General features: G+C 47.8%; 21 protein-coding genes. 11 read left to right on the top strand and 10 right to left on the bottom strand.

Features of this window, described 5'->3' with window-relative positions; genetic code table 11:
• Window positions 1–4: 4 nt before the first annotated feature.
• The 3 genes from OI18_RS07815 to OI18_RS07805 form a co-directional block, all read right to left on the bottom strand.
• Window positions 5–3,193 (bottom strand): TonB-dependent receptor, encoded by a 3,189-nt coding sequence (locus OI18_RS07815; RefSeq protein ID WP_072038976.1) that lies wholly within the window; start codon window positions 3,191–3,193, stop codon window positions 5–7.
• A 198-nt stretch (window positions 3,194–3,391) separates the two neighbouring features.
• Window positions 3,392–4,513 (bottom strand): FecR family protein, encoded by a 1,122-nt coding sequence (locus OI18_RS07810; RefSeq protein WP_039138678.1) that lies wholly within the window; start codon window positions 4,511–4,513, stop codon window positions 3,392–3,394.
• Window positions 4,514–4,589: 76 nt separating this feature from the next.
• Window positions 4,590–5,201, bottom strand: a complete 612-nt coding sequence (locus tag OI18_RS07805) for an RNA polymerase sigma-70 factor (RefSeq protein WP_052272983.1) — start codon at window positions 5,199–5,201, stop codon at window positions 4,590–4,592.
• Window positions 5,202–5,385: 184 nt separating this feature from the next.
• On the opposite strand from OI18_RS07805, the gene paaA reads away from it, so the two are divergent.
• The 9 genes from paaA to OI18_RS07760 all read left to right on the top strand — a co-directional run bounded on the left by paaA (window position 5,386) and on the right by OI18_RS07760 (window position 13,253).
• The gene (gene paaA, locus OI18_RS07800; protein ID WP_052272982.1) at window positions 5,386–6,336 is read left to right on the top strand and encodes a 1,2-phenylacetyl-CoA epoxidase subunit PaaA; all 951 of its coding nucleotides are present in this window, start codon (window positions 5,386–5,388) and stop codon (window positions 6,334–6,336) included.
• Window positions 6,337–6,365: 29 nt separating this feature from the next.
• Entirely contained in the window at window positions 6,366–6,734 is a 369-nt protein-coding gene (gene paaB / locus OI18_RS07795) for a 1,2-phenylacetyl-CoA epoxidase subunit PaaB (protein WP_082037885.1), read from the top strand.
• Between the two features lie 63 nt (window positions 6,735–6,797).
• On the top strand, window positions 6,798–7,604 hold the full coding sequence (gene paaC, locus OI18_RS07790; protein ID WP_039138676.1) for a 1,2-phenylacetyl-CoA epoxidase subunit PaaC: 807 nt from the start codon (window positions 6,798–6,800) through the stop codon (window positions 7,602–7,604).
• A complete protein-coding gene (gene paaD, locus OI18_RS07785; protein ID WP_039138673.1) occupies window positions 7,598–8,107 on the top strand; it encodes a 1,2-phenylacetyl-CoA epoxidase subunit PaaD in 510 nt (169 codons plus the stop codon). The genes paaC and paaD overlap by 7 nt, the downstream gene beginning before the upstream one ends.
• A gap of 10 nt (window positions 8,108–8,117) precedes the next feature.
• A complete protein-coding gene (locus OI18_RS07780) occupies window positions 8,118–8,891 on the top strand; it encodes an enoyl-CoA hydratase-related protein (RefSeq protein ID WP_039138672.1) in 774 nt (257 codons plus the stop codon).
• Between the two features lie 2 nt (window positions 8,892–8,893).
• Window positions 8,894–9,319, top strand: coding sequence for a hydroxyphenylacetyl-CoA thioesterase PaaI (paaI, locus tag OI18_RS07775; RefSeq protein WP_082037884.1), 426 nt, complete (start codon window positions 8,894–8,896; stop codon window positions 9,317–9,319).
• Between the two features lies 1 nt (window position 9,320).
• A complete protein-coding gene (locus tag OI18_RS07770) occupies window positions 9,321–9,929 on the top strand; it encodes an acyltransferase (protein ID WP_039138791.1) in 609 nt (202 codons plus the stop codon).
• A gap of 2 nt (window positions 9,930–9,931) precedes the next feature.
• On the top strand, window positions 9,932–10,936 hold the full coding sequence (gene obgE / locus OI18_RS07765; protein WP_039138670.1) for a GTPase ObgE: 1,005 nt from the start codon (window positions 9,932–9,934) through the stop codon (window positions 10,934–10,936).
• 10 nt (window positions 10,937–10,946) lie between these two features.
• Window positions 10,947–13,253, top strand: coding sequence for a hypothetical protein (locus OI18_RS07760; protein WP_039138668.1), 2,307 nt, complete (start codon window positions 10,947–10,949; stop codon window positions 13,251–13,253).
• Between the two features lie 15 nt (window positions 13,254–13,268).
• On the opposite strand, the gene OI18_RS07755 is transcribed toward OI18_RS07760, so the two are convergent.
• The gene (locus OI18_RS07755; RefSeq protein ID WP_039138667.1) at window positions 13,269–13,586 is read right to left on the bottom strand and encodes a heavy metal-binding domain-containing protein; all 318 of its coding nucleotides are present in this window, start codon (window positions 13,584–13,586) and stop codon (window positions 13,269–13,271) included.
• Window positions 13,587–13,686: 100 nt separating this feature from the next.
• Here OI18_RS07755 and OI18_RS07750 point away from each other — a divergent pair, with 100 nt between their 5' ends.
• On the top strand, window positions 13,687–15,840 hold the full coding sequence (locus OI18_RS07750) for a S46 family peptidase (RefSeq protein WP_039138665.1): 2,154 nt from the start codon (window positions 13,687–13,689) through the stop codon (window positions 15,838–15,840).
• A 3-nt stretch (window positions 15,841–15,843) separates the two neighbouring features.
• On the opposite strand, the gene groL is transcribed toward OI18_RS07750, so the two are convergent.
• From groL to OI18_RS07725, 5 genes are all read right to left on the bottom strand, one after another.
• The gene (gene groL / locus OI18_RS07745) at window positions 15,844–17,478 is read right to left on the bottom strand and encodes a chaperonin GroEL (protein ID WP_039138664.1); all 1,635 of its coding nucleotides are present in this window, start codon (window positions 17,476–17,478) and stop codon (window positions 15,844–15,846) included.
• Between the two features lie 95 nt (window positions 17,479–17,573).
• Window positions 17,574–18,557, bottom strand: coding sequence for a hypothetical protein (locus OI18_RS07740; RefSeq protein WP_152616764.1), 984 nt, complete (start codon window positions 18,555–18,557; stop codon window positions 17,574–17,576).
• A 79-nt stretch (window positions 18,558–18,636) separates the two neighbouring features.
• Entirely contained in the window at window positions 18,637–19,776 is a 1,140-nt protein-coding gene (locus tag OI18_RS07735; RefSeq protein ID WP_039138661.1) for a chromate transporter, read from the bottom strand.
• Between the two features lie 111 nt (window positions 19,777–19,887).
• Entirely contained in the window at window positions 19,888–20,514 is a 627-nt protein-coding gene (locus OI18_RS07730; protein ID WP_152616763.1) for a hypothetical protein, read from the bottom strand.
• 29 nt (window positions 20,515–20,543) lie between these two features.
• Window positions 20,544–22,934, bottom strand: coding sequence for an ABC transporter permease (locus OI18_RS07725; protein WP_039138657.1), 2,391 nt, complete (start codon window positions 22,932–22,934; stop codon window positions 20,544–20,546).
• Between the two features lie 65 nt (window positions 22,935–22,999).
• On the opposite strand from OI18_RS07725, the gene OI18_RS07720 reads away from it, so the two are divergent.
• On the top strand, window positions 23,000–24,136 hold the full coding sequence (locus OI18_RS07720) for a serine hydrolase domain-containing protein (protein WP_052272981.1): 1,137 nt from the start codon (window positions 23,000–23,002) through the stop codon (window positions 24,134–24,136).
• Here OI18_RS07720 and OI18_RS07715 read toward each other — a convergent pair.
• Window positions 24,133–25,200 carry a bifunctional transcriptional activator/DNA repair enzyme AdaA gene (locus tag OI18_RS07715; RefSeq protein WP_205410004.1) on the bottom strand — a complete coding sequence of 356 codons (1,068 nt, stop codon included), beginning with the start codon at window positions 25,198–25,200 and terminating at the stop codon, window positions 24,133–24,135. The genes OI18_RS07720 and OI18_RS07715 overlap by 4 nt on opposite strands.
• Window positions 25,201–25,237 lie beyond the last annotated feature (37 nt).

Raw genomic sequence — 25,237 nt, 5'->3', positions numbered from 1 at the left:
CAGTTTAGAATTCAACATTTAGTCCAAAAACCACCGTGCGTGTCTGCGGATAAGTTCCATAATCCACCCCCACTTCTGTTCCTTTGCTGCTGTTTCCGAAGGCGTTCACTTCAGGATCGAACCCGTTGTAGCTGGTGATTGTGAACAGGTTCTGGGCTGTAGCGTAGAGAGACAGGCGCTGCAACTTCACAGATTGTAACATCTTTTGCGGAAACGAGTAACTTAAAGTGATGCTTTTCAGGCGCAGGAAGGAACCGTCCTCAATAAAACGTGTTGAGTTGTTCGAGTTATTGATATCACCGGCCCCGGGTACACTTGTAATGTCACCAGGTTGCTTCCAGCGGTCGAGAACAACTGTTGACTGGTTCTTACTGTCAAACATACCTTCCAGGTCAACACGGGTAGCATTGAAAATATCGTTGCCCTGTACTCCCTGAATGAAAATATTCAGATCCCAATTCTTGTAATTAAGCGTATTGGTCATACCATAAATGAATTTGGGAGCGGCATACCCGATGAATGTTCGGTCGTCAGGAGTAATAGTGCCATTCTTGTCAAGATCTTCATAAATGATTTTTCCAGTTTGCGGATCAACGCCCCTGGAGATATAACCGTAAAAGGCACCCAGAGGTTGACCTACAGTCGCCCGGGTGGCATACTGATTTGTAGAATAGATGTTAGCCGCGTCGATGACAGGCATCAGGTTCAGACTCGTGATCTCATTGGTATTCCAGGAAATGTTCAGGTCGGTATTCCAACGCAGTTCAGTTACAGTGTTTTTGCTTGAAATAGCCAGTTCAAAACCCTTGTTTTTCAACTCCCCGTCATTCCTAAGGAATGGTGCGGGAATACCCATAAAATCCGGCAGCACAACTTCCATTATCAGGTCTTTTGTATGTTTCCAATACGCATCCGCGGTTAGTGATAGCCTGTTGTTCAGCATGGACACATCAACCCCGATGTTAAAAGAAGTGGTTTTCTCCCAGGTCAGGTCGGGATTTGCAATACTGTATGGCTTAACTGCAGGACCGGACAGCGGGTTCGTGGGCGGCACCCTGCTGAAGCTTGAAAGCCCGAAAGAAGTATAATCAGAAATTCCTTCCTGGTTGCCATTCTGGCCCCAGCTGGCCCGGATTTTAAGATCATTTATTGCATCCACATTCTGCATAAACGATTCGGACGAGATCCGCCATCCTGCAGTGAATGCCGGGAAAAAATCCCATTTATTCCCGGATGCCAGTTTGGATGAACCATCATAACGGAAAGCTGCCGAAAGCAGGTATTTACTGGCGAAGTCATAATTCAGACGGGCAAAGTTAGAGACCAGGGAATTTGAAGTCTTGGTATTTCCTGCCGCATCGATGATATTACCTGCATTGGTGGTCGGAACGGTTTCATGCAAGTCGTGAGTATTGATCCAGGAAGTGCCGAAGTTATTTTCCTGGGCTGAAATGCCGGCGAGAATATTCAGGTTATGATCTCCTGATCTTTTGGTATAATTTAACGTGTTCTCCCAAATCCAACTGAAGAAATCATTACGTGTAGTATTCGCAACGCCATTCTGCTGGCGACCATACACAGTACGTTTCGGGTCTATATAAGTATCACCCTGAGTATTGGAAATATCTGTACCGATGTTCATTTTATAGGTAAAACCGGGAAACAGCCTTACATCGGCATTGAAGTTTGCAAGAAGCCGATTGGTTATGGTCTTTTCAGAACGGCTCATGTAGGCAAGCGGGGATTCCCATGACCCCTGGTATGGGTTCTGCTCGAATTCGCCGCTTCCATCGTCTTTGTAAATTCCAATAACCGGCGGTGTGTTAAGGGCGCTCATGATCACACCACCACGACCTGAACTCAGGTTATCGCCCGTATTCGTAGTACTGTTACGGTTATAGTTGATATTGGCTGCGACCTTAAGCCAATTGTTAACCTTGTTATCGAGGTTGAGTCGTGCAGTATAACGATCGAACCTTGCAGGGTCCACCATACCCTTATCCTGCAGGTAACCAAGGCTCAGGAAATACTGGGTTTTTTCACTGCCCCCGGTGAATGAAAGCTGGTAGTTCTGGTTAACACCTGTTCCAAAAGTTTCGTCGACCCAATCGGTGTTCTTGTCATATGCCGGATCAACAGGGCCTGCACTGGGGATCTCGGTCATCAGTAACTTATATTGCTCTGCATCCAGGACATCAATCTTGTTGGCCAGCTGGTTAAACCCAAGATAAGTATTGAAGCCAACTGTGGAACGGTTAGCTTTACCGCGCTTAGTTGTGATCAGCACCACACCGTTGGCAGCACGAGCACCATAGATCGCAGCGGAAGCAGCATCTTTTAACACCTGCATGTTTTCAATGTCGTTCGGGTTCAGACCCCGGGTATCAGTAGTCGGGATTCCATCGATAACATACAACGGGTCATTATTGGCATTGATAGAACTGGCTCCGCGGATTCGCACGGAAAAATCAACTCCAGGTTTACCGGAAGGCTGCGTTACCTGCACACCTGCCGCTTTACCCTGTAAGGCCTGTGCAGTAGTAACCACCGGCCTGTTTTCAAAATCTTTTGCTGTAACAGTTGCCACAGCGCCGGTAACATCCCTGCGTCGCTGGGATCCATATCCGATCACCACTACCTCGTCAAGTTTCTTATTCGATGTGACCAGTTTCACATTCACCACTTCCTGGTCACCCACAACCACTTCCTGTTGCTCGAACCCGATAGCGCTGAGCACAAGGGTTGCATTTGGCGGAACCGTAATCATATAGTTCCCATTGACATCGGAATTAGTGCCACGTGTTGTGCCTTTTACAATCACACTGACGCCGGAAATGGGTTCACCGGCATCGCTTGTAACGCGGCCGGTTATGCGTTTTTCCTGTTGATCAGGTGCTGAGGAAATGACCGCAACCAGATTATTTTCAAGTACACGGTAAGTGAGATCTGTGTTCGCAAAGAGGTTGTCAAGGGTTTCTTTCAGGCTGGCATTCTCTACATTAACATCAACTTTTTTGCGAAGACTTTTCAGATCGAAGTTGTAGAGGAATTTGAATTCGCCGGATTTCTGAATCCTGTTCAGAACCTTTTCAATTTCTGCCTGCTTCATGGAAAGCGTAATGTTTCCCTGAGCAAGTACATTAGCCCGAACCTGCAGTACCCCAACAAGCAATAAGAGCAAGGATAGCTTCATGATCACCAGGGTTTTAAAGAGCAATCGTTTTGTCCCCCGCCGTAAAGGGGGTTGACATTTTTTCATACATTTACAATTGTGGGTTTACTAAATAGGAAACTTGCCTGTGCGGTCAAACACACAAGTTTCTGATCAAAAATCCATCAGCGGGGAATGCGGCAACATTTCCCGTTTTTACCTTCTTATGGCGAATGTGTTTTACTTCTCATATAGTACGACCTCCTTTCCGTTGATCTCATATGAATAAGGTGTGATGATCTGCAGTGCCTGCAGGGCCTGCTCGAGTCCCTCATTATCAAAGACACCTGATAATCTTATGTGCTGCAAACGTTCATCCCTGAATACAATTTTTACATCGTACCATCTTTCCATTTTGCGCGCCAGTTCGGCAAAACTGTCGCCCTCGAATACCAGTCGGTTATATAACCAGCTGGTTTCCGATTTTTCGCTGTCAGGAATAGAGCCGGAAACAGGTGTAATTGAAATCACCGGAGACATCGGTACGGTATCTGGTATTTTATCGGCAGACCGCACGCGAGCAGGAGTTACTTCTCTTGAGAATATCAGTTTCTCGTTCGGTTTCAGGATTACTTTCGGCGCTGACGGATCGTCTTTTCTAACCACTTCAATCTGTCCCCGCAGCAATGTGGCTTCAATATTATCATCCCCGGCATATGATTTAACATTGAAGGCTGTCCCCAGCACCCTGATGTCAATATCTGATGTATGGACGATGAAAGGCATTTTAGGATTTTTTACGACATCAAAAAATCCTTCGCCCTCAAGTTCAACTTCTCGCAGTTTTTTGTTGAAGTCTTCATCATACCTGAGCTTGCTGCCAGCATTTAGCCAGACTTTGCTGCCATCGGGCAGCACCATCATAGTCCGGGCTCCAGACCTGGTGACCACTTCTTTCAGCTTCCCCGGGTTCCCTGCAACCTGGCGTGGTAAGGGCTGATGAATCATCACTTCTTTTTGATGGAAGAAATACCATCCACTTGTGAACATAATCATGAATACCGCTGCCGCAGCGAAATACCATTTCCTTCGGCTCTTGAGGGATGTCAGCCCGACAACATTCTCTTCGTCCCGGGCAAATGCATCACCGGCATGAAGTATGCGTTGAATTTTTTCCTCCTGCGATATATCGCTCTCGGAGTTATAATTATGTGGCGTGTTGAAATAGGCAGATAAGATTTCAGCCTGGAATTGTTGATCGGTGCTGGCTGCCAATAAATCCTGCAAACGTTCCAGTTCTTCCGGCGTGGCTTCACCCGACAGTTTCCTGGATATGAGCAGATAGATATGGTTATTTGGCATGGCTGGCGCAATCTCCGTCTACATAGACAGTTTTTTGGCGCCTTTCTACTAAGCTGGATTCAAATATTTTTTAACCTCAGCCTTTTTGACGCTCCACTTTTTTGGCCGGTGGGGTGATTTTCCATTCTGTCTGAAGTGCCAGCATCAGCCGCTTTACGGCTATAGCCATCTGTGCATCGATGGTATTAACGGAAATATTCAGGATCTCTCCTACTTCTTTGTATTTCAGACCGTCTTCGCGGATAAGTTTGAAGATCATCTTACATCGTGGCGGCAGTGACTCAACAGCAGTATGGAGCCTGGCGAACATTTCCGCGGTAATCATGATCTGGTCGGGTAAAACTGTTTCTTCCGCAATCTGGATATCGATTTCATCGAACGGAGCAGTAATATTTCTTCGCGCTGCAGTCGAAACGTAGTTAAGTGAACCATTTTTTACTGCTGTATACAGGTAGACCCGGAGGCTCCGGACCTCTCCGAATTTCTCCTTTTGCTGCCAGATTTTTACGAACACATCCTCTACTATCTCTTCCGCAGATTCGGTGTTCCGGGTAATCGCAGCAGAAAATTGAACGAGCCGGGAATAGAATGCATGATACAATTGCCTGAAAGAAGCTTCGCTTCCCGAAGCTATCTGCACGGCAATATTCTCAGGGAGTGGCTTTTTTGAATCGTTACAGGAATTCATGCAATCGCAGGGATATGAATTTGTTCGGCAAATTATGAAGTTTTAAGTAATCGTTAGCTTCAGGTGTTTTCACCTATCCTCACCCGACGGGTGAGACCCGACGGGTGGGACCCGACGGGTGGGACCCGACGGGATATACTAACATTTGTTAGTATGGTAGCAGGGGATTGACTACATTTACATAATGAACACTGCGACAGAAACGGGGGCGATTGCCCTGACACCGGAACAGGTGTTTGACAGCAAGGTTGACCAGGAAATCCGGATCGAACCACGGGACTGGATGCCTGACAAATACCGTCAAACCCTCGTGCGCCAGATCTCACAACATGCCCACAGTGAAATCGTTGGAATGTTGCCGGAAGGGAACTGGATTACCCGCGCTCCTAGCCTACGTCGCAAGGCCACACTCATTGCCAAAGTGCAGGATGAAGCAGGGCATGGTCTTTACCTGTACAGTGCAGCAGAAACCCTGGGAACCAGCCGCACTGAAATGATCGAACAACTGCATAACGGAAAGGCAAAATATTCCTCCATTTTTAATTACCCGACAATTTCATGGGCAGATATGGGGGCAATCGGCTGGTTGGTTGATGGTGCGGCAATAATGAACCAGGTGCCGTTGTGCCGTACATCATACGGACCCTATGCCCGGGCGATGGTAAGAATTTGTAAGGAAGAAAGCTTTCACCAGCGGCAGGGGTTCGAAATCCTGCTTACCCTTAGCCGTGGCACTGAAGCGCAACGACATATGTGCCAGGATTCCATCAACCGATGGTGGTGGCCAAGTGTTATGATGTTTGGACCATCAGACGATGCATCGCCTCATACGGCACAGAGCATGAAATGGAAGATCAAGCGGTTTACCAATGATGAGCTGCGTCAGAAATTTGTCGACATCTGTGCAGAACAGGTAAAATTACTTGGCATGACATTGCCTGATCCTTTATTGAACTGGAACGAAGTTCGGCAGCATTATGATTTCGGGCCGATCAACTGGGAAGAATTCTGGAGTGTGATCAGTGGTAACGGACCATGTAATAAAGAACGTCTTGACGCAAGAGTGAAAGCACATGAAGAAGGAGAATGGGTGAGGCAGGCAGCCAATGCCTATGCAAAAAAACACCGCCAATAAGGCTATATCTGAACCAAGAAACTATATATATGAAAACTTTTATGGTCAAATATTTATATGGGGACTACGGCGACCGTGAGCAGGTAAAAGCAGGCTCAGGAGAAGTAACACTGGGATCGGCTGACTGGCCGCTTTGGGAGGTCTTTATCCGCAGCAAACAGGGACTTGACCACAAGCATGTCGGCAGCCTGCATGCCGCAGATGCGCAAATGGCCATCGAGAACGCCCGTGACGTTTATACACGACGCCAGGAAGGGGTAAGCATCTGGGTTGTGGAAAGCAAGCACGTTCATGCTTCCAATCCTGATGAAGCCGAAAGTCTTTACGATCCGGCAAACGATAAAATTTACCGTCATCCTACTTTTTACAATCTGCCGGACGAACTAACTCACATGTAGGGAACAGCTAAAAGTGAAAAGGCAAAAACGGTCAATCAACTAGTTAATGCACAGAAGAACAAAATGAATTTCGAGTTTTTATACACGCTGCATCTGGCTGACAACGCACTGATCCTGGGTCATAGGAACAGTGAGTGGACGGGTCACGGGCCGATCCTTGAACAGGATATTGCCATTTCCAATATTGCGCTGGATCTGATCGGCCAGGCGAGAAACTTCTACCAGTATGCGGCAACATTATACAACGGCAATAAGCCAGAATTAAACGGTCTTATTAAAGCCCCGGCTTTCCAGCAGGTCACCGGAGAAATTGACGAAGACGACCTCGCCTACCTCCGCGACGCCAATGAATTTTATAACTGCCTGCTGGTAGAGCAATCCCGGGGCGACTGGGCAAAAACGATCCTCCGCCAATTCCTGTTCAGCTCATACCAGCAATTGCTATTCAGCAGGCTGGAAGGTAGCGCTGACACAACACTTTCGGCGATTGCGGAAAAATCTCTTAAAGAAATTACCTACCATGTTCGGTGGAGCGGGGAATGGGTGATCCGGCTCGGCGACGGAACGGAAGAAAGCCGGGAGCGCATGATCAATGCCATTGACGCGCTCTGGAAATATACTGGCGAACTGTTTCTTTCCGCACCTTACGAAGAAGAAATGGCGCGCAGGGGAGGCGGTTTTGCACCCGAATCACTTAAAGAAGAATGGCTGAAAAAAATTACCGCAACCCTGGAACAGGCGACATTGCCCATCCCAAAAGAGGGCTGGATCCAGCAGGGCGGTAAACAGGGCATTCACACAGAACAGCTAGGTTTCCTGCTGGCCGAGATGCAGTACCTTCAAAGAACCTACCCCAACAGTGAATGGTAAATACCGCTGATATATCACCCGTTGAAAAGGAAATCTGGAAGGCGCTGGAAGAAGTAATGGATCCGGAAGTTCCCGTTCTTTCGGTAATCGACCTGGGTATTGTACGTGCGGTGCATGTAGAAGGCAGGGCAGTAGAAGTGACAATTACTCCTACTTATTCCGGATGCCCGGCAATGGACGTAATCTCCATGCAGATCCGGTTACTGATCCGGGCGAAACACTATGATCCCGTTACCATAAAAACCGTACTTTCTCCGGCATGGACAACCGAATGGATGACAGACGCCGGTAAAGACAAACTCCGCTCCTACGGAATTGCGGCTCCCAACCCAAAACAGCAGGTTTGCGATAACGAGTACTTCAAGCGTGAGGAGGCCGTTCAGTGCCCGCACTGTCAGTCCTGGCACACCAAAATGATCAGTGAGTTCGGATCAACGGCATGCAAGGCATTGTACAGGTGTGAAAACTGCTTAGAGCCCTTTGATTACTTCAAATGCCACTAAAAATCGAGATATGAACGTAGTTGACTTCAGGATCGAACAAGCCGTTGGTTATATTACACTGAACAGGCCGGACAAGCTCAATAGCTTTAACCGTCATATGGCGCTGGAAATGCAGGACGCTTTAAAGGCGTGTGAAACAGACCTGGTTCGTTGCGTATTGATCACTGGAACAGGCAAGGCCTTCAGTGCCGGCCAGGACCTGGCGGAAGCCGTGGATCCTAATGGTCCGGGTATGAAGAGAATTCTTTCCGAACATTATAACCCGATCATCCTGGCCATCCAGGACCTCAAAAAACCGGTGGTAGCAGCTGTGAATGGGGTTGCAGCCGGCGCAGGCGCCAATATAGCACTGTGTTGTGATATCGTGGTGGCATCTCGTTCAGCGTCCTTTATACAGGCTTTCTCCCGCATCGGACTTATTCCCGACAGTGGAGGTACATATTTCCTTCCACGCCTTATCGGCCACCAGAAAGCAAGCGCCATTATGATGTTGGGCGATAAGATCAGTGCAGAAGAGGCAGAACGGATGGGAATGATTTATAAATATTTCGAAGACGAGGGCTTTATGAACGAGGCGAACAAGATTGCCAACATGCTTGCATCGATGCCAACTGCCGGTCTCGCGTATACGAAAAAGGCTTTGCAATGGTCGTTGACCAATTCACTTTCGGAACAACTTTTGAATGAGGACACGCTACAGCAACGGGCAGCTGCAACAGAAGATTTCAATGAAGGTGTACTCAGCTTCCTGGAAAAAAGAGTTCCCGTTTTCAAAGGAAAATAAACATGGAAACTATAAATATGGTCAGTCATCGCCAGGTTGTGGACCAGATGATGAAACAGGATGCATTCAGCCAGTGGCTGGGCATTGAAATCCTTGAAATCAAAGAGGGTTACAGCCGAATCAGAATGGTGGTTCGTAAAGAGATGGTCAATGGTTTCAATATTGCTCATGGGGGAATTGCCTTTTCCCTGGCCGACAGTGCTTTCGCCTTTGCCTGCAATAACCGCAACAATTTGTCTGTAGCCCTTGATGTCACCATAACATTTACGAAACAGGTTGTCATTGGTGATACGTTATTAGCAGAAGCAAAGGAAGTTCACAACGGAAAGAGCACGGGTGTTTACCTGATCACTATTCACAACCAGCGTAACGAGCAGGTGGCACTTTTCAAGGGCACCTGTTTCCGAACCGGCAAAACACTTGTATAAGATGTTCTATGCGTACAAGGGCTTTACGCCCGTCGTCGATCCTTCATCTTTCGTTCATCCACAGGCTGTGGTAACTGGCAATGTAATCATAGGCAAAAATTGTTACATAGGTCCCGGTGCAGCGCTAAGGGGCGATTGGGGCGGCATTGTCCTTGAAGACGGGTGCAATGTGCAGGAAAATTGTACCATCCATATGTTCCCGGGTATCACGGTTCGCTTAAAGGAAGGCTCGCATATTGGTCACGGCGCGGTGATCCACGGTGCTCAGATCGGCCGTAACTGCCTGGTGGGCATGAACAGTGTACTGATGGACCACGTGGAACTCGGGGACGAATCTATTGTCGGCGCCCTGAGCTTTATCGGGGAAGGAACAATAATTCCGTCCCGGAGCCTGGTGGTTGGAAATCCGGCCAGGATAATCAAGGAAGTGAGTGATGAAATGATCGGATGGAAATCGCGCGGCACCCGGCTGTACCAGTCCCTGGCAGCGGAAATGAAGGCCGACTGGTCACCCTGCGAGCCTTTGGAATCGGTTCCTGAAGACCGGCCTGACCAGGAAAAGCTTTATGAAACGTGGAAGAGTTTACCTTCGCATCCTAACAGCGTTTAAACGTGGCAGAGAAATCAAATTTTGTCGATCAGATCAAGGTGTTTTGCCGAAGTGGCCATGGTGGTGCGGGCAGTAAACATTTCATGCGTACCAAATTCAATCCAATGGCCGGTCCCGACGGCGGCGACGGCGGACGGGGAGCCCATATTATCCTCAGGGGAAATAAGAACCTTTGGACCCTCCTGCACCTTCGTTACCATAAAAACATCCTCGCTGAAAATGGCGAAAGCGGCAGCGGAAACAACTCTACTGGTCGCAGCGGAAAAGATGTTTACATAGATGTACCTCTCGGAACTATTGCCCTCGATGAAGAAACCGGCGTCAAAGAGGCCGAGATCCTGGAAGATGGCCAGGAAGTAATCCTGATGCCGGGAGGCAGGGGCGGACTCGGGAACGCACAATTCGCCACTCCGACCAACCAGGCACCTGAATATGCCCAGCCAGGAGAACCCGGACAGGAAGGCTTCAAAATCCTGGAACTGAAAGTACTGGCAGATGTAGGGCTCGTAGGTTTCCCCAACGCCGGGAAATCCACATTGCTGAGCGTAGTTACTGCCGCAAAGCCCAAAATCGCAGATTACGCTTTCACAACCATCAACCCGCAACTGGGAATGGTTGAATACCGTAACGGCACTTCATTTTGTATTGCGGACCTCCCCGGCATTATCGAAGGCGCAGCAGAAGGCCGCGGCCTTGGACACCGCTTCCTGCGCCACATTGAACGGAACAGTATCCTGTTGTTCATGATCCCTGCAGATAGTAAAGACCACAAAAAGGAATATGATATCCTGCATAACGAACTGGAACAATACAACCCGGAAATGCTGCAGAAAGATTTTGTGATCGCGGTCAGCAAAAGCGATATGCTTGACGATGAATTGAAAGAAGCAATCAGCCGGGAACTACCGCCGGATATTCCACATGTCTTTATATCTTCGGTTACCCAACAGGGTTTGTCCGAATTGAAAGACCTGTTGTGGAAAGTGCTGAACCAGCCATCCCCATAAAATTCAATACATGCGCAACAATTACCTGGTACAATTTCTGGCTAATCTGTTACGCTGTATCTGGCTCTTCTTCCCTTCGCTGTTGTTTGTTGCACTGGCGCTCATCTGCCTTACCCAGTTGGGCCAGGGAAAAGATATTTTAATTGCTTTCACTGAAACGAAGGGGTCGCCGGGCAATAACCTGCTCACAAAGTTTATTTTCCTGGTTGCCATAATTTTCTGGGTATATGTCAGCTGGTATGCATCCCGCATGGTAGCATACATCAAGACCAGCCAGCGAACAGACTGGAACCGGATGGAATTGCGTTTCCTACACAGGTTTCCACGTATTATCGGCTATTCATGCCTGTTGGTAATTGTGCTGGCGTTACTGACGTTATTTGACCAGCTCACCTGGCTTACCGCGCAACCTTTTCTCTTTCTCATAGCTGGAATGATCCTGCTCTGGCTTGCCGACAGGCAGATGATACGCCTGAGCGGGTTTGCAAGGGAAGGCAGGATGCTCAAAGCCCTGCTGCTCACCGCTGCCATACTTGTTCCCCTGCTGTTGATAATTTTCTCTTACTCTGGCCTTTTCCGCAAACCATTTTTTATAATCCTGCTCATATTAATCCTGCTGCTGGTGTATATGTTGTACATCAACCTCCGGCGACACCGGATGCAGGAACTCGAAAGACGGTCTGCCCGTATTACGCAGGTACACTATCACGGATGGCGAAAATATGCAGACAAGCTGATGGCCTTTCTCCATCTGCCAAAGGAAGAAAGAGGATACTTCGCGGCATTCAACCTGATCTGTCTCGTGGGCCTCTCTGCATATCTCTCGGTGGTGCTGTTCATGGGTGCAGGCGCATTCGTCGGGCCACTACCCTTCATGTTACTGGCTTTTACAGTATTAATGGGGTTTGGCAATATCGTTTCAGGACTGTCCTGCAAGATTGGACTCAATCTTCACTTCTTCATATTCATACTGGCGGCATTTCTTCCTACGCCAGATCACCACAGGGTCAGGAATGAAAAACTCAGTACCAGGAACGTCCGGCCCGATATTTACAGGCATCGGCAGGACCTGTCAGAATACTTAAACCGGTGGCTTCGTGACCGGCCGGAGATTGATACCATGAATTCCTACCCGATGTATGTCGTGCTGGCCAATGGAGGCGCATCGCGTTCGGCATATTGGGTGGCTTCCGTATTGGGCAGACTGGAAGATTCTTCGATCCGACGGGGTAGTACAAGATTCTCCCGGCAGCTCTTTTGTTTGTCGGGCACTTCCGGCGGCGGAGTCGGCATAGCTACCTACTACAATATGCTGATGCACCAGCAGGAAAAAGCTCCGACAGTCGGATTTGAAACTGCCGCGCGCAACTACCTGCGGCAGGATTTCCTGACTTACACAATGGGACGCATGCTGGGAGCGGATTTCTTCAATTACATACCTGTTCTGAACCTTCTCATCCCGGATGAAGACCGCGCAGAAGCTCTGGAACAGGCTTTCGAACGGGCACGCGACGACAGCTATTATTATGTGGGTTTCGACTCTACCTGGTTTGATGAAGCCATTACCCTCAAAGGCAGGCAACACAACCTGCCAATATTGTTCATCAATACCACGAGAGTAAAGGATGGCAGTCCGGGTGTCGTCTCCAACATTTCGCTTTCCCCGGAGATCTTCAACCGCAGGGTTGATGTGCTTGGACTACTTCAACAGGATAAAACAATCCGCATGAGTACTGCGGCCATCCTGGGTGCACGTTTTCCATTCATAAGCCCGGCCGGCAGGATAGACAGTTACCGTCCGCCCCGCGACTCAACGAAACCCGGCGACACATTGCGCGCCAATTATTTCGTCGACGGCGGATATTTTGACAACTCCGGTGCAGGAGTTGTACAGGAAATGATCCGGAATATGTTCCAGGTTATGTCTGCTTCCAAAGACAGCATTCTCAGGAATCGCTTCAGTAAAATCTCGTTGCGGGTAATTCACATAACGAACAGCCCGCAGGGAACTGTACCACTCGTTCCGATTGGCCCGTTCAAGAACGATGTACTGGCACCATTGTTAACCATAATCGGGGCCTACGACATGCAAACAACAGTCAACGACAGGCGCATCATTACTTATCTGAAGGATATTAAAGCGACATATTACCCCATCCATTTATACAATGACCTTGAAATCAGGAGTGACACATTGTCGAATGGACCATATGCCATGAACTGGTTCATGTCGGATAGTGTTCGCCACCAGATAGATAGTCGTTTGAAATCACAGCCGCGCTTAGAAGCACTGCTGCTACGCGGCACGGCCCAATGACACTATCGGGTATATTTAAATTTTTACCGCAGTTCCGGAAGCAATTACCATCAGCATGCTACCGTTTGAACCGATTGTTTCAAAGTCGAGATCCACGCCAATGATCGCATTTGCACCTAACAAATGTCCTTTGCTCATCAATTCCTGGAGCGCGGTGTCTTTAGCTTCCTGCAATACGCGTTCATAAGTCCCGGAACGACCACCGAAGAAATCGCGAAGTCCCGCAAATATGTCTTTGATCACATTTGCGCCGATAATGGTTTCAGCAGTTACCACGCCGAGGTATTGTTGAACCGGGCGGTTATCTAGTTGGTTGGTTGTAGATAGTATCATGATAGTTTGAGTAGATATATTTCAGATGACTACAACTGTATATACGTTGCATGCCCCATTGAAAATTTACGTGTACTTTGCAGGGTGAAATCTTCGCGTTATGAAAAAACTGGTAGTAGCAATTGTTCTTTTGTTTCATTTCGTACGCGGTTATGCGGACGAGGGTATGTGGCTTCCGCTGCTGCTGGGAAAGCAAGTGTATGCGGACATGGTTAAACGCGGGCTGAAACTTACACCTGAACAATTGTACAGCATCAATAAGGCAAGTGTCAAGGATGCGATCATCATTTTCGGTGGTGGTTGTACGGGAGAAATTGTGAGCAGCCAGGGCCTCATCTTCACCAATCACCATTGCGGTTATGATGCGATCGCAAACGCCAGCTCAATTGAAAAAAATTACCTTAAGGATGGTTTTTATGCAAGGAACAGGCAGGAAGAAATTCCAGCACAGGGAATGAGTGTTCAGTTCCTGGTGCGGATTGAGGATGTTACAAAAACAGTTGACTCTGCATTAAAGGGATTGTCGGGATCAGACCGCTGGAAGAAACAATCGGAAGTGATCGCAAAGATCAATGCACAATACCGGGATTCAGTGAAAAGTATTGAAGCACGGGTGAGCCCTTTGTTCAAAGGCAACCAGTTCCTTTTATTCATATATCAGCGATATAAAGATATCCGGCTTGTAGGAACTCCTCCCGAGAGCATTGGCAAGTATGGCGGGGATACCGACAACTGGGAATGGCCACGTCATACCGGTGATTTCTCGGTGTTCAGGGTTTATACCGGAAAGGATAATGCGCCTGCCGACTATTCGCCGGATAATTCTCCCCTGAAGCCGAAACATTATTTACCCGTTTCCATCAAAGGTGTAAAAGATGGCGATTATGCCATGATCTTCGGTTATCCTGGAAGTACCAACAGGTATGAAACTTCCTATGGCGTAAAACTCAAAACAGAAGTTGAAAATCCCTCTCTCGTTGGCCTTCGTGATATCCGGCTGAAATATATGTTTGAAGAGATGAAAAAGGATCCGGAAGTTAAGTTGAAGCTTGCATCTGATTATGCAATGATCGCCAACTACTGGAAGTTTTTCGACGGCGAGACCAAACAGCTGCTTAAATATAAGGTCTACGAACAGAAACAAAAGGAAGAAGCAGCATTCAGGCAATGGGCTAAAGGAAAGCCTGAGTTTGAGAATATTTTTACAGAATGGGAGAAAGCGTACCAGGATTGGGCGCCTTATACCAAACTCCGTACTTATCTGAATGAAGGCGTATTTGGATCTTCACTTGCAGCGCTTGCGGGCTACATGATGAATGTTGAGCGACTTGCCGTTACACCAAACACCAAGGCAGAAGACTTAAAGAAAACAATTGAAGAAGCGGAAAAGCGTCGCCACCAGATCCTGGAAAGTATTAATCTCGTCGCCGATGAAAAGATCCTGGCTACAACTGCCCGGATGTTTTATGAGAACGTAGACAAAAGCCAGCATCCGATTGGCTACTTTGAATCATTGAAGGCCAATTATGGCGACCTGAAAGATGAAGCTACCTGGCGCAAATGGGCAGCTGATATTTTTCGGAATACAGGGCTCATAAACGACGACAAATGGGAAGCCATCAAAAAAAATCCGGCAAGCATCCAGCAGGATCCGGCATTTGCGTACACTTCGGCCTTCGTGAAGAACTGGACAGGTAAGTATGCGCCACTATCGCAACAATTCATGAACAGGAATAATGACCTGGCGCGGTTATACCTGAAGGGCATTATGCAAATGAACCCAACAAAAAAGTTTTACCCGGACGCAACATTTACCATGCGGGTAAGCTACGGAAATGTAAAAAGTTACAAGCCCCGCGATGCGGTTACTTATGACTATGTCACCACGATGAAAGGCGTACTGGAAAAATACAAAGCGGGTGACTATGAATTCGATCTGCCGAAATCACTCGTTGACATGGCCTCCCGCAAGGATTATGGGCAATATATAGACAAACAGCGGGGCGATCTTGTAGTAGGATTTATAACTACCAATGACATTACGGGAGGTAATTCAGGATCACCTGTTATGGATGCGAACGGAAATCTTATCGGCCTTGCTTTCGATGGCAACTATGAAGCGCTGAGTCATAAGATTGCATTCGACAAGGACCTGAACCGCACCATCTGTGTTGATATCCGTTATGTACTCTGGTGTATCGACAAGCTCGGTGGAGCAAAACACCTGGTTGATGAACTGAAGCTGGTCAGGTAATCTTCAGTAGTCCATTCCGCCCATGCCAGGCATGCCGCCGGGCGGATAGGATTCATCTTTCTTCGGCTTGTCAGCAACTGTACATTCCGTGGTCAGGAGGAGACCTGCAATGGAAGCCGCATTCTCAATTGCTATGCGCGTAACTTTTGCGGGATCAATAACGCCAGCTGCATAGAGGTCTTCGTATTCCTCGGTGCGGGCGTTGAACCCGTAATTACCTGAACCATCCTTTACCTTCTGCACCACCACACTGCCGTCCAAACCGCAGTTGAGCACGATCTGCCGGAGTGGTTCCTCCAGTGCACGTTTCACGATATTAACGCCGGTTTGTTCATCTGCATTAATCCCCTTAACCTCGTTCAATGCCTCCAACGCCCTGAGGTAAGCAACCCCACCGCCGGGAACAATCCCCTCTTCAACCGCTGCACGGGTAGCATGAAGTGCATCATTCACCCGGTCCTTTTTTTCTTTCATTTCCACTTCTGTTGCAGCGCCGATATACAATACTGCAACTCCGCCACTAAGCCTGGCAAGACGTTCCTGGAGTTTTTCCCTGTCATAATCAGATGTGGAAGCTTCAACCTGTGATTTGATCTGGCTAACCCGTAGGGAGATGGAGTCCTTATCCCCACCTCCACCGATAATTGTAGTTGTGTCTTTATCAATAGTTACAGATTGCGCTGCCCCGAGGTAGTTCATGTCTGCATTCCCCAGCCTGTATCCCTGCTCCTCACTGATCATGACTCCCTTCGTGAGAACAGCAATATCCTGCAACATTTCCTTCCTGCGGTCACCAAAGCCCGGTGCCTTAACTGCTGCCACTTTTAGCGTTCCACGAAGTCTGTTTACGACCAGAGTTCCCAATGCCTCGCCTTCCACATCCTCGGCAATAATCAGTAAGGGTCGTCCGCTTTGAGCAATGGGTTCAAGAATTCCAATGATATCTTTCATTGAAGCTATCTTTTTATCACAGATTAAAATGTATGGCTCTTCGAGAACTGCCTGCATTTTTTCCAGGTCTGTGGCAAAGTATGGCGAAATATAACCGCGATCGAACTGCATCCCTTCAACAACGTCTACAGTAGTATCAATTCCCTTTGCCTCTTCGACTGTTATAACCCCTTCCCTGCCCACTTTTTCGAAGGCTTCGGTGATCAGTCGGCCGATCATTTCATCATTGTTGGCGGAGATTGCAGCAACCTGGAATATTTTACCGGTATCGCTGCCTACCGGAATCGACTGGGTTTTGAGGTGGGCGACGATCGCGCTTACGGCTTTCTCAATTCCGCGTTTCAGGTCCATTGGATTTGCCCCTGCTGTTACGTTCTTTAGTCCCTCCCCGATCATCGCCTGAGCAAGTACAGTTGCAGTAGTTGTTCCATCACCTGCGATATCAGAAGTTTTGGAGGCGACCTGCTTTACCATTTGCGCGCCCATGTTCTCAATGGGGTCTTCCAACTCAATGTCGCGCGCAACACTCACGCCATCTTTCGTTATGGCAGATGCGCCGAATTTCTTTTCCATTACTACATTACGCCCTTTGGGACCTAACGTTACTTTCACGGCATTGGCGAGTATGTCAACGCCCCTTTTCATTTTGCTTCGCGCATCTATGTCAAAGAATAGTTGCTTTGCCATGGTAATAAGAATAAGGGTGACAAAGAAAATTCTCACATAATTTACGAAAGCTTCCGGTAATATCAGCGGGACCCAGCCTGTTTCGCTGACCAGGGTTAAATTCCCTTTGGCCCGGTTGGCGCTTTAGGATTGGTCGGCTCCGGTTTCTTCCTGTCTGGCACACGCCCCGGTCTCCCCAATTCTTTATTTACCTGGATGATCACCCTTACAATCTCGATTACAGGCGCACCTACACCCAATCGTTGTGCATTTGTAAACGCCGGATAAGCCTGCTGACCAGTGGGATCAAATACTACATAATCGCCGCCCGATTTATTGTCCGCATCAAGGAGACCATCCGGTACATATACCTGGATCTTTACTCTTTTATAACCCAGAGGGAAATAACGCACATAATAGTTTTCCTTCTGCCGGTACCACTGGTCTGCTTTTACGCCTGACCGGAGTACGCGTGATGGTTCTTTCAATACAGCGAGTCGTTCAATGGTTTCGTAAGAACTTGACCCGAATTCAAACAGCCTTTGAATGTCCTTATTCGCACTTAAAATTCCGGTCGCATTGGATACAGTCTGGATCACACCTATTACACCGCCTTTCAATTCAAAGATCTGTTTTGGCGTAAGCAGCCTGGCGGCATCGGCCTGCACTTCCGATGAAAGTTTATTGAAATTTGATCCGCTGACTACAGACCACAAAAGCAACTGTACATTCCGCTGATTTACCGAAGTATAATCTCTTGAATTCATCAATACCGATTCAACTATTTCTTTACGGTAACCAGTTACAGGGCCCTGGATATATGCATCGCCTACAGAAGGATCAGGCGTACCAGGTTGAAGGCAATAAGTCTTGAATTCCGCTTCATAAAAACCTGGCGCAAGAACAAAACCGCCATGCTGGCTTTGCGGAAGATCCATCAATGATAATGGTTTCCGATCCGTGGCAATTTTCGGTTCTTCGTAAACGGTAGTATCAAAAATTACAGGCTGGGAGTTTTCCCTGGCGGTGTTTTTTGAGCTGGAAGCACATGATGCCAGCAGCATGAGGAAACATAGGTTTCTGAGTAGAGTTATCGTCATAGGGGTAGAATTGAATTCTTCATCAAGATGAAAAATGTTCCTTTCATTTAAAAGCTACGACAGGATAAAGTATTGTTAACTACGACGAATAGAAACGTATGAGCAGGCCCGTTATTGCAGCAAGCAGGATTAAAAGCGGCTCAGGCAATTTCCTGAACTTCAACAGTAACAGAATGGTTATTAATGCAATGCATATCGAAGGGAGATCGGTAAGTTGTCTTTTCCCCAATACAAACACTGCACCTGCAATAGCGCCGATCGCCCCGGCAGTAATGCCGTCGACCCAGGCTTTAATTCCCGGATGCTTTCCGTATTTCCGGAAATAAGGTGCCGGCAACACAGTGCATAGATAACAGGGAAGAAAAGTTGCCAGTGCAGCGACACATGCACCCGGCACTCCGGCAACAAGGTAACCGATAAAGCCAACCGTTATAACTACCGGTCCCGGGGTGATCATCGCAACAGCAACGGAATCGAGGAATTGCTGCTCATTCAGCCACTGGTAATCTTTGACAACTCCACCATAAAGAAATGGGACGATAGCAAGTCCGCTGCCAAATACAAATGCTCCGGCCTTGAAAAAAAACCAACCCAGTGATGCCAGCTTTTCATCCTGGAAAAAATTCTGTTGCACTTGTAACAACATCGGAAGCGGGTACCAGGTACCTAGGATCTTGCGTGCCAACGGCTCACGGTAAAACCATACCGCTGCACCACCTGCAAGAATCAGCCAGATATTTTCTTTCTCAGTGAGTGCTGTAGAAATTGCAAGTACAATGGAGATGATCCACAAAAGCTTGTCACTCCCGAGGCTTTTCCGCACCAGTTTATAGCCGCTGATGGTTATAATTCCGATCACAGCTGCCCCTATCCCGTAAAATATTGCCTGCATCCATGGCAGCCCACCTGCATGTACGTAGGCAAATCCGAGTGCAAGCACGATGATGAAAGAAGGCAGGACAAAGGCAAGCCCTGCAAGCGTAGCGCCTATGATCCGATAATGAATGAACCCGATATAAATGGCCAATTGCGCAGCAAGCGGACCGGGTGCTAGCTGTGACAGCGCCATCCCTTCCCTGTAGTCTTCTTCGGTTATCCATTGCCGTTTCTCCACGAGGTCACGGTGCATATAACCCACAAGGGCTACAGGACCACCAAAGCCTATGGTTCCAAGCTTCAGGAAATAGACCACCAGCTGCTGCAGCGTATATCTTTCCATGTCCCTTTAATTATACACGATATTCGCTTTTTTCAACCTGTCGAAATAGAACAGGAATTCCGTCTTGTACAAATTTTACTTTGTTCTGGATATGTCCTTCGCCTGACTGTGCTAACCGATGAATTTAAAAAAGATCACAACGGCTGCAGTAATCGTTCCAAAAACAACCATATTTTTTCCGTGCCCGATTGTCTGCCTGTCATAGATCTGAACCAGTTCACCGTCAGGCAGCGCTTTCTTTGCCTGCGTGATGGCGAGGCCAAAAAACACCCCAAAAATAGTAAGGCAACTTAAGGCATAGCCAACCATGATCCATTTGAATTCCAACGTCTCAGGCCGGTATGAAAATGCGATTTGCATGTCAACAGGGGAAAGTCCACCGGTAACCCGATTTAAGAGAAGCACTGCCATCCGGTGGTCGTAGGCATTCCAGTCATTCGGGTTCCGGATTACTTCCTCGAGCTCATGCTGATCATAACCCCTGAAGTAGTGATGGAACTGAGGGTGTTTGATATCTGCATCTGCCTGTGAAGACAACAACTTGTTTACACCACGAAAATCCTTCTGCTGAATTTTAATTACGAAAAGCGGATCGAGGCTTTCACCTAAATAAATTTTGTCCAACTGGTTTGCTTCATGCTCTATTCTGTACTTCACGGAGTGCCTCGTAAGCATATCCGTGAGCATTTCCGCATCATCCATGGTCTGGAACCGGGCATATGTGAAATAGTTGGACATAAGGTTATTTGATCGGAATATAAAAACAATCATTCACTTCTCAAACTGTCGACCGGGTTCGCTAAAGCCGCGCGGATCGCCTGGTAACCGATGGTAAACAGCGCTATTGCCAGCGAAATGAGTGCTGCTGAAAAGTAGATCCACCAGCTAATTGTAATCCTGTAAGCAAAATTCTCCAGCCACTTGTTCATCAGCAACCAGCTTAATGGCATGGTCATCAAAAGCGCTAAACCAACCGGCTTGAGGAAATCGAAAGACAAAATGCCTACAATATTCATTTCAGTTGCACCCAGAACTTTACGAATCCCGATCTCCCGGATGCGAAGCCGGGCCGCGAACAGGGATAGTCCAAACAATCCCAGGCAACTGATTACAATAGCCAGCAATGTGGCATATCCGATGATCCGTTGCCAGAGCTTTTCCTGCTGGTACTGGTTCCTGATCTCCTCATCAAGGAAACTGAACTGGAAAGGGCTGTCCGGAAGCTTGCTTTTATATAGTTTTTCCAGCCTGCCCAACGCCCGTACAGATTGGCCGGGCTGCGTTTTCACAACCAGGTTTCCATAGTGTTTCATGACCAGCACCTGGGGGCCTATCTTTTCACGCATTGAGCTGTAATGATAATCTTTTATGACACCGATTACCGTCCTGTTAAGTTCTCCTTCCCAATCTGTTGTCTTCACCTGTTGACCGATCGCATGCTGCCATCCCGCCTGTTTTACAAATGTTTCGTTGACAATTATTGATTGAAGCGAATCTGCTCCCATGGAAGAAGAAAAATTTCTTCCCGCTGTCAATTGGATTCCCATTACCGGGATAAACTGCTCATCGGTCCGCAGCTTCACAGTCGCGATCTCCCGGTCACCGAAGCGCACCGGGTTCCCCGTACCCCATGAGTTGCTGCCGGAAACACTTAACACGGAGGGCTCTGAAACAAGTTCATTACGGAACATATTTACCAGTTTGTCCGGGTCCCGCTGCGGTGGCAGACTAACCTGGATCAGACCCTGTGGCGTATAACCAAGGTCTTTGTTCAGCATAAAATTCATCTGCCTGTTATACACGAGAGAAGCGATTATCAGCCCGATCGCAAGTGTGAACTGGAAGATGACGAGACTCTTTCCTACCCATCCGCGCGAGGATAACTTCTGCCTGTTATAAAGTACCGCAACTGCATTAACGCGGGAAACTATCCATGCAGGATAAAGCCCGGTAAGGATAGTACTGGTTACCACCACACCCGCCAGTACAATCAATGTGGAAGTCTCGTTGAGCAGGTCAAAGCGGATCTGCCGGTTAGTGAGAATATTGAAAGTTGGCAGGAGCAGGAAACTAACGGCAATGGACAGAAGGAATGCAGTCAAACACAGCACACCCGCTTCCAGCATGAACTGGCTAACAAGTTGCCGGCGACTGCCACCATTAATCTTCCGGATCCCGATTTCCCGGGTCCTTTTAAGCGATTGAGCAATTGCCAGGTTCACGAAGTTGATGGTTGCCATCAGGAGGATAAATGCAGCAATGCCAATGAGCATATTGTTCGCAGTATGACTGCTCCCCAACAAGACCGCACTATCATTTGAAACAGACTCAGTACCCAGGTGCATGTCACTGATAGGCTGCAGCCCCATTTTCAGCTGTACAGGAAAGCCCTCTGTCTGCCTGGGATCTTCCAGTTGTTCTTTCGATTTCCCTGCAAATACTGCATTGAACTTCTTTGCAACATTTGCTGGGTCGGCACCAGGTTGAAGCAATATGAATGTGCTTAGGTATTGATTGAACCAGAACCCGTCTTTAAAGAATGTCTCGACGAACCGGAATGGAAGCAGGGCATCAAACCTGATGGAAGAATTTGGTGGAATATCCTTCAGCACGGCGGTAACTGTCAGCGGCTGAAAGCCCTGTTCCTCGATTTTAAGAACTTCCCCCAACACATCCGTACGGCCGAAATATTTGCGTGCAGTGCTTTCCGTTAACACTATGGATGCCGGCTGTTTGAGAGCGGTACCTGCATTCCCATACAAGGCCGGAAAATCCAGCATCGTCAGGAAACTGCTGTCTGCGAACAATCCCTGCAGTATAAACGCTTTCTGGTTGCCGATGATATTAAACCCGCCCACATTCCAAAAACGGGTGAACTCCTGCACTTCCGGAATGACTTCCCTGAATGCCGGTCCCTGGACCTGGCCGGTGGAGCCTACCGTTTTTACAATGCCTTCCTTGTCTGTGATGGTAGTTGTAATGCGGTACAATCTTGACGAATTCGAATGAAAATTGTCAAAGCTGAGTTCAGTCCTGACAAATAAAACAACCAGCAATACACACGACATTCCCAATGCAAGACCTGTTATATTAATTGTCGCATATAGCGGGTTCCTGCACAGATTGCGGAATGCCACCTGGAAATAATGGCGGATCATAGGTCTTCAATTAGCGGAGGTTGTGTAAGTTTTCTTAACTTTCATCTACTGGAATATAACAAAAAATGATCAGAAAAACCTTCCTTGTAGTATTCCTCATCACGATAAGTCTGGCATGCACAACGGTAATCAATGCACAGGTTACACCGCGGACTGACAGCACGACATTAATAAAAATCGAATCCTACCTGCAGTCGCTTATAGATACCGGCGGGGTGCCGGGTATCACTGTTGCGATCACCCGTGGACAGGATATAGTCTATGCCAATGCATTCGGGGTAGGAAATGTGATCATGGAAGAAAAACTTACGCCCAGGAAGATCTTTCATGTGGCATCCATCTCGAAAACTTTTACGGCAACAGCGGTGATGCAACTCGTGGAAAAAGGCCTGGTAGGCCTTGAAGAACCACTGGTTAAATATCTACCTTACTTCCGGCTGGCCGATGATCGCTACAAACAGATTACCATACACCAGATTCTCAATCATACTTCCGGAATGCCAGATGTCGAAGATTATGAATGGGAAAAGGCTGTCGCCGATGCAGGCGCAGCCGAACGTTATACCAGGAGCCTGACAGGTAAAAAGATGGTCAGCGCGCCTGGAACTGAATTCCACTACAGCAATATGGCTTACGATGTGATGGCCGACCTTATTGCCAAAGTTTCCGGAATCACTTTCGAGCAATACGTCAAAGAAAATATCCTGATTCCATTAGGCATGAATGAGAGCAGTTTCTACTACCCTGAGATCAAAGGGACACTGCGAACCAGTCCACATACCGGCATACCTCCCACTGTGAGGCAATACTATCCATATAACCGGATGCATGCACCAAGTTCCACACTGAATTCAAATGTGCTTGAGTTATCGCATTGGGCGATCGCAAACATGAACCATGGGGTTTATAAAGGCAAGCAGATCCTGACGCCTAAGACGCACGCCATGATGATGACACCAGGATTTATTGCCCGCAAAGAACAGCAGATCTCCATCGGCCTGAGTTGGTTTCTTTATAAATACCAGGGACAGAGCATCGCAGAGCATTCCGGCGGCGATGATGGCTACAAAAGTCAGCTCATGCTTATGCCTGATGCCGGCATTTCGTTTGTATTATTGAGCAACACGGACGACATCAACATGCATAGCGTTATGAAGAAGGTCCGTGATTTTATTATGGGTGTTGCCACTGCAGCCAATTAGCCAATATTATTTTCCTTTTCAAAATCGAGCAGCCACTTCTTGCGCCATAGACCGCCACCGTATCCCGTCAGGTTGCCATCCGATCCGATTACGCGATGACAGGGCACAAGGATGGAAATGGTATTCATTCCATTCGCCTGCGCAACCGCACGCACTGATTCCGGGCTGTGTAACAGAGCGGCCTGCTGCCGGTAAGAGCGAGTATGACCATAGGGAATTTCACCCAGGGCCTTCCAGGCCTTTTGCTGGAACGCAGTACCGGGAGTAAAGAGTTGAACAGTGAATTGTTTGCGTTGACCGTCGAAATATTCAGCAAGCTCTTTCCGCAACAATATAAAATGTGGATTATCACCCTGCAGGATTGTTGCATTCAGCCGGGTTGACAGGGTCTTTAACTCTGTCTCCAGCATTTTACGGTCAGAGAACTCGAGCAGGCATAAGCCTTCTGTTGTTGCGCAGGCGATCATCGTGCCCAGTGGAGTTTCAATCCTGGCCAGGTCTATCACCTGTTGTTGCCTGCTTTTTTTGGGCGAGATCCCAAAGACCGATTTGAATGAATCGCCGAATCCGCTCAGTGATTCAAATCCCGATAAGTAGGCGGTATCCGTTATTTTCTCCCCATCCTGGATTTTCTTAAATGCTGAATTGATCCGGAACATCCGCTGGTAAGCCTGGAAGGTGATTCCATGGTTTTTAAGGAACCAGCGCCTGAGGGTAGCTGGTTCTATGCCACGCTTCCTGAGATCAAAATCTTTGAATTTAACAGATGGATCATTACCCAGGTCGGCCAGTAATTCCCTCACATATGACGGGGTTTCACCGGCCTGTTCTAGCGGACGGCACACTTTACATGGGCGGTACCCTTTCAGGATCGCCGTTTTCGTATCCCGGAAGAACTCTACATTCTCCCGCCTCGGCTTCCTTGCTGTACAAGTCGGACGACAAAAGATCCCGGTAGTCTTAACCGCAGCAATGAAGGTTCCTTCGTAGGAACTATCTTTTGCAACTAACGCCTCGTAGAAGATGTCGTCTGTCTGCATTTCCCTGGTCATTGTCTTTTCCATATGCAAAGCAACCCAAAATTGCAGAGTAGAACAACCG

The organism is Flavihumibacter solisilvae (assembly GCF_000814475.1).
GTDB classification, from domain to species: Bacteria; Bacteroidota; Bacteroidia; order Chitinophagales; family Chitinophagaceae; genus Flavihumibacter; species Flavihumibacter solisilvae.
This window is presented reverse-complemented; position numbering and strand designations above follow the sequence as displayed.

Bases quoted from the DNA above. Each gene is read 5' to 3' on its own strand.
- OI18_RS07730 (WP_152616763.1), bottom strand. From the start codon at position 20,514: ATGTCCAACTATTTCACATATGCCCGGTTCCAGACCATGGATGATGCG.
- OI18_RS07815 (WP_072038976.1), bottom strand. From the start codon at position 3,193: ATGAAGCTATCCTTGCTCTTATTGCTTGTTGGGGTACTGCAGGTTCGG.
- paaA (WP_052272982.1), top strand. From the start codon at position 5,386: ATGAACACTGCGACAGAAACGGGGGCGATTGCCCTGACACCGGAACAG.
- paaI (WP_082037884.1), top strand. From the start codon at position 8,894: ATGGAAACTATAAATATGGTCAGTCATCGCCAGGTTGTGGACCAGATG.
- OI18_RS07770 (WP_039138791.1), top strand. From the start codon at position 9,321: ATGTTCTATGCGTACAAGGGCTTTACGCCCGTCGTCGATCCTTCATCT.
- groL (WP_039138664.1), bottom strand. From the start codon at position 17,478: ATGGCAAAGCAACTATTCTTTGACATAGATGCGCGAAGCAAAATGAAA.
- OI18_RS07725 (WP_039138657.1), bottom strand. From the start codon at position 22,934: ATGATCCGCCATTATTTCCAGGTGGCATTCCGCAATCTGTGCAGGAAC.
- OI18_RS07810 (WP_039138678.1), bottom strand. From the start codon at position 4,513: ATGCCAAATAACCATATCTATCTGCTCATATCCAGGAAACTGTCGGGT.
- OI18_RS07750 (WP_039138665.1), top strand. From the start codon at position 13,687: ATGAAAAAACTGGTAGTAGCAATTGTTCTTTTGTTTCATTTCGTACGC.
- OI18_RS07715 (WP_205410004.1), bottom strand. From the start codon at position 25,200: ATGGAAAAGACAATGACCAGGGAAATGCAGACAGACGACATCTTCTAC.
- OI18_RS07720 (WP_052272981.1), top strand. From the start codon at position 23,000: ATGATCAGAAAAACCTTCCTTGTAGTATTCCTCATCACGATAAGTCTG.
- OI18_RS07755 (WP_039138667.1), bottom strand. From the start codon at position 13,586: ATGATACTATCTACAACCAACCAACTAGATAACCGCCCGGTTCAACAA.
- OI18_RS07740 (WP_152616764.1), bottom strand. From the start codon at position 18,557: ATGACGATAACTCTACTCAGAAACCTATGTTTCCTCATGCTGCTGGCA.
- OI18_RS07735 (WP_039138661.1), bottom strand. From the start codon at position 19,776: ATGGAAAGATATACGCTGCAGCAGCTGGTGGTCTATTTCCTGAAGCTT.
- paaB (WP_082037885.1), top strand. From the start codon at position 6,366: ATGAAAACTTTTATGGTCAAATATTTATATGGGGACTACGGCGACCGT.
- OI18_RS07805 (WP_052272983.1), bottom strand. From the start codon at position 5,201: ATGAATTCCTGTAACGATTCAAAAAAGCCACTCCCTGAGAATATTGCC.
- paaD (WP_039138673.1), top strand. From the start codon at position 7,598: ATGGTAAATACCGCTGATATATCACCCGTTGAAAAGGAAATCTGGAAG.
- paaC (WP_039138676.1), top strand. From the start codon at position 6,798: ATGAATTTCGAGTTTTTATACACGCTGCATCTGGCTGACAACGCACTG.
- OI18_RS07760 (WP_039138668.1), top strand. From the start codon at position 10,947: ATGCGCAACAATTACCTGGTACAATTTCTGGCTAATCTGTTACGCTGT.
- OI18_RS07780 (WP_039138672.1), top strand. From the start codon at position 8,118: ATGAACGTAGTTGACTTCAGGATCGAACAAGCCGTTGGTTATATTACA.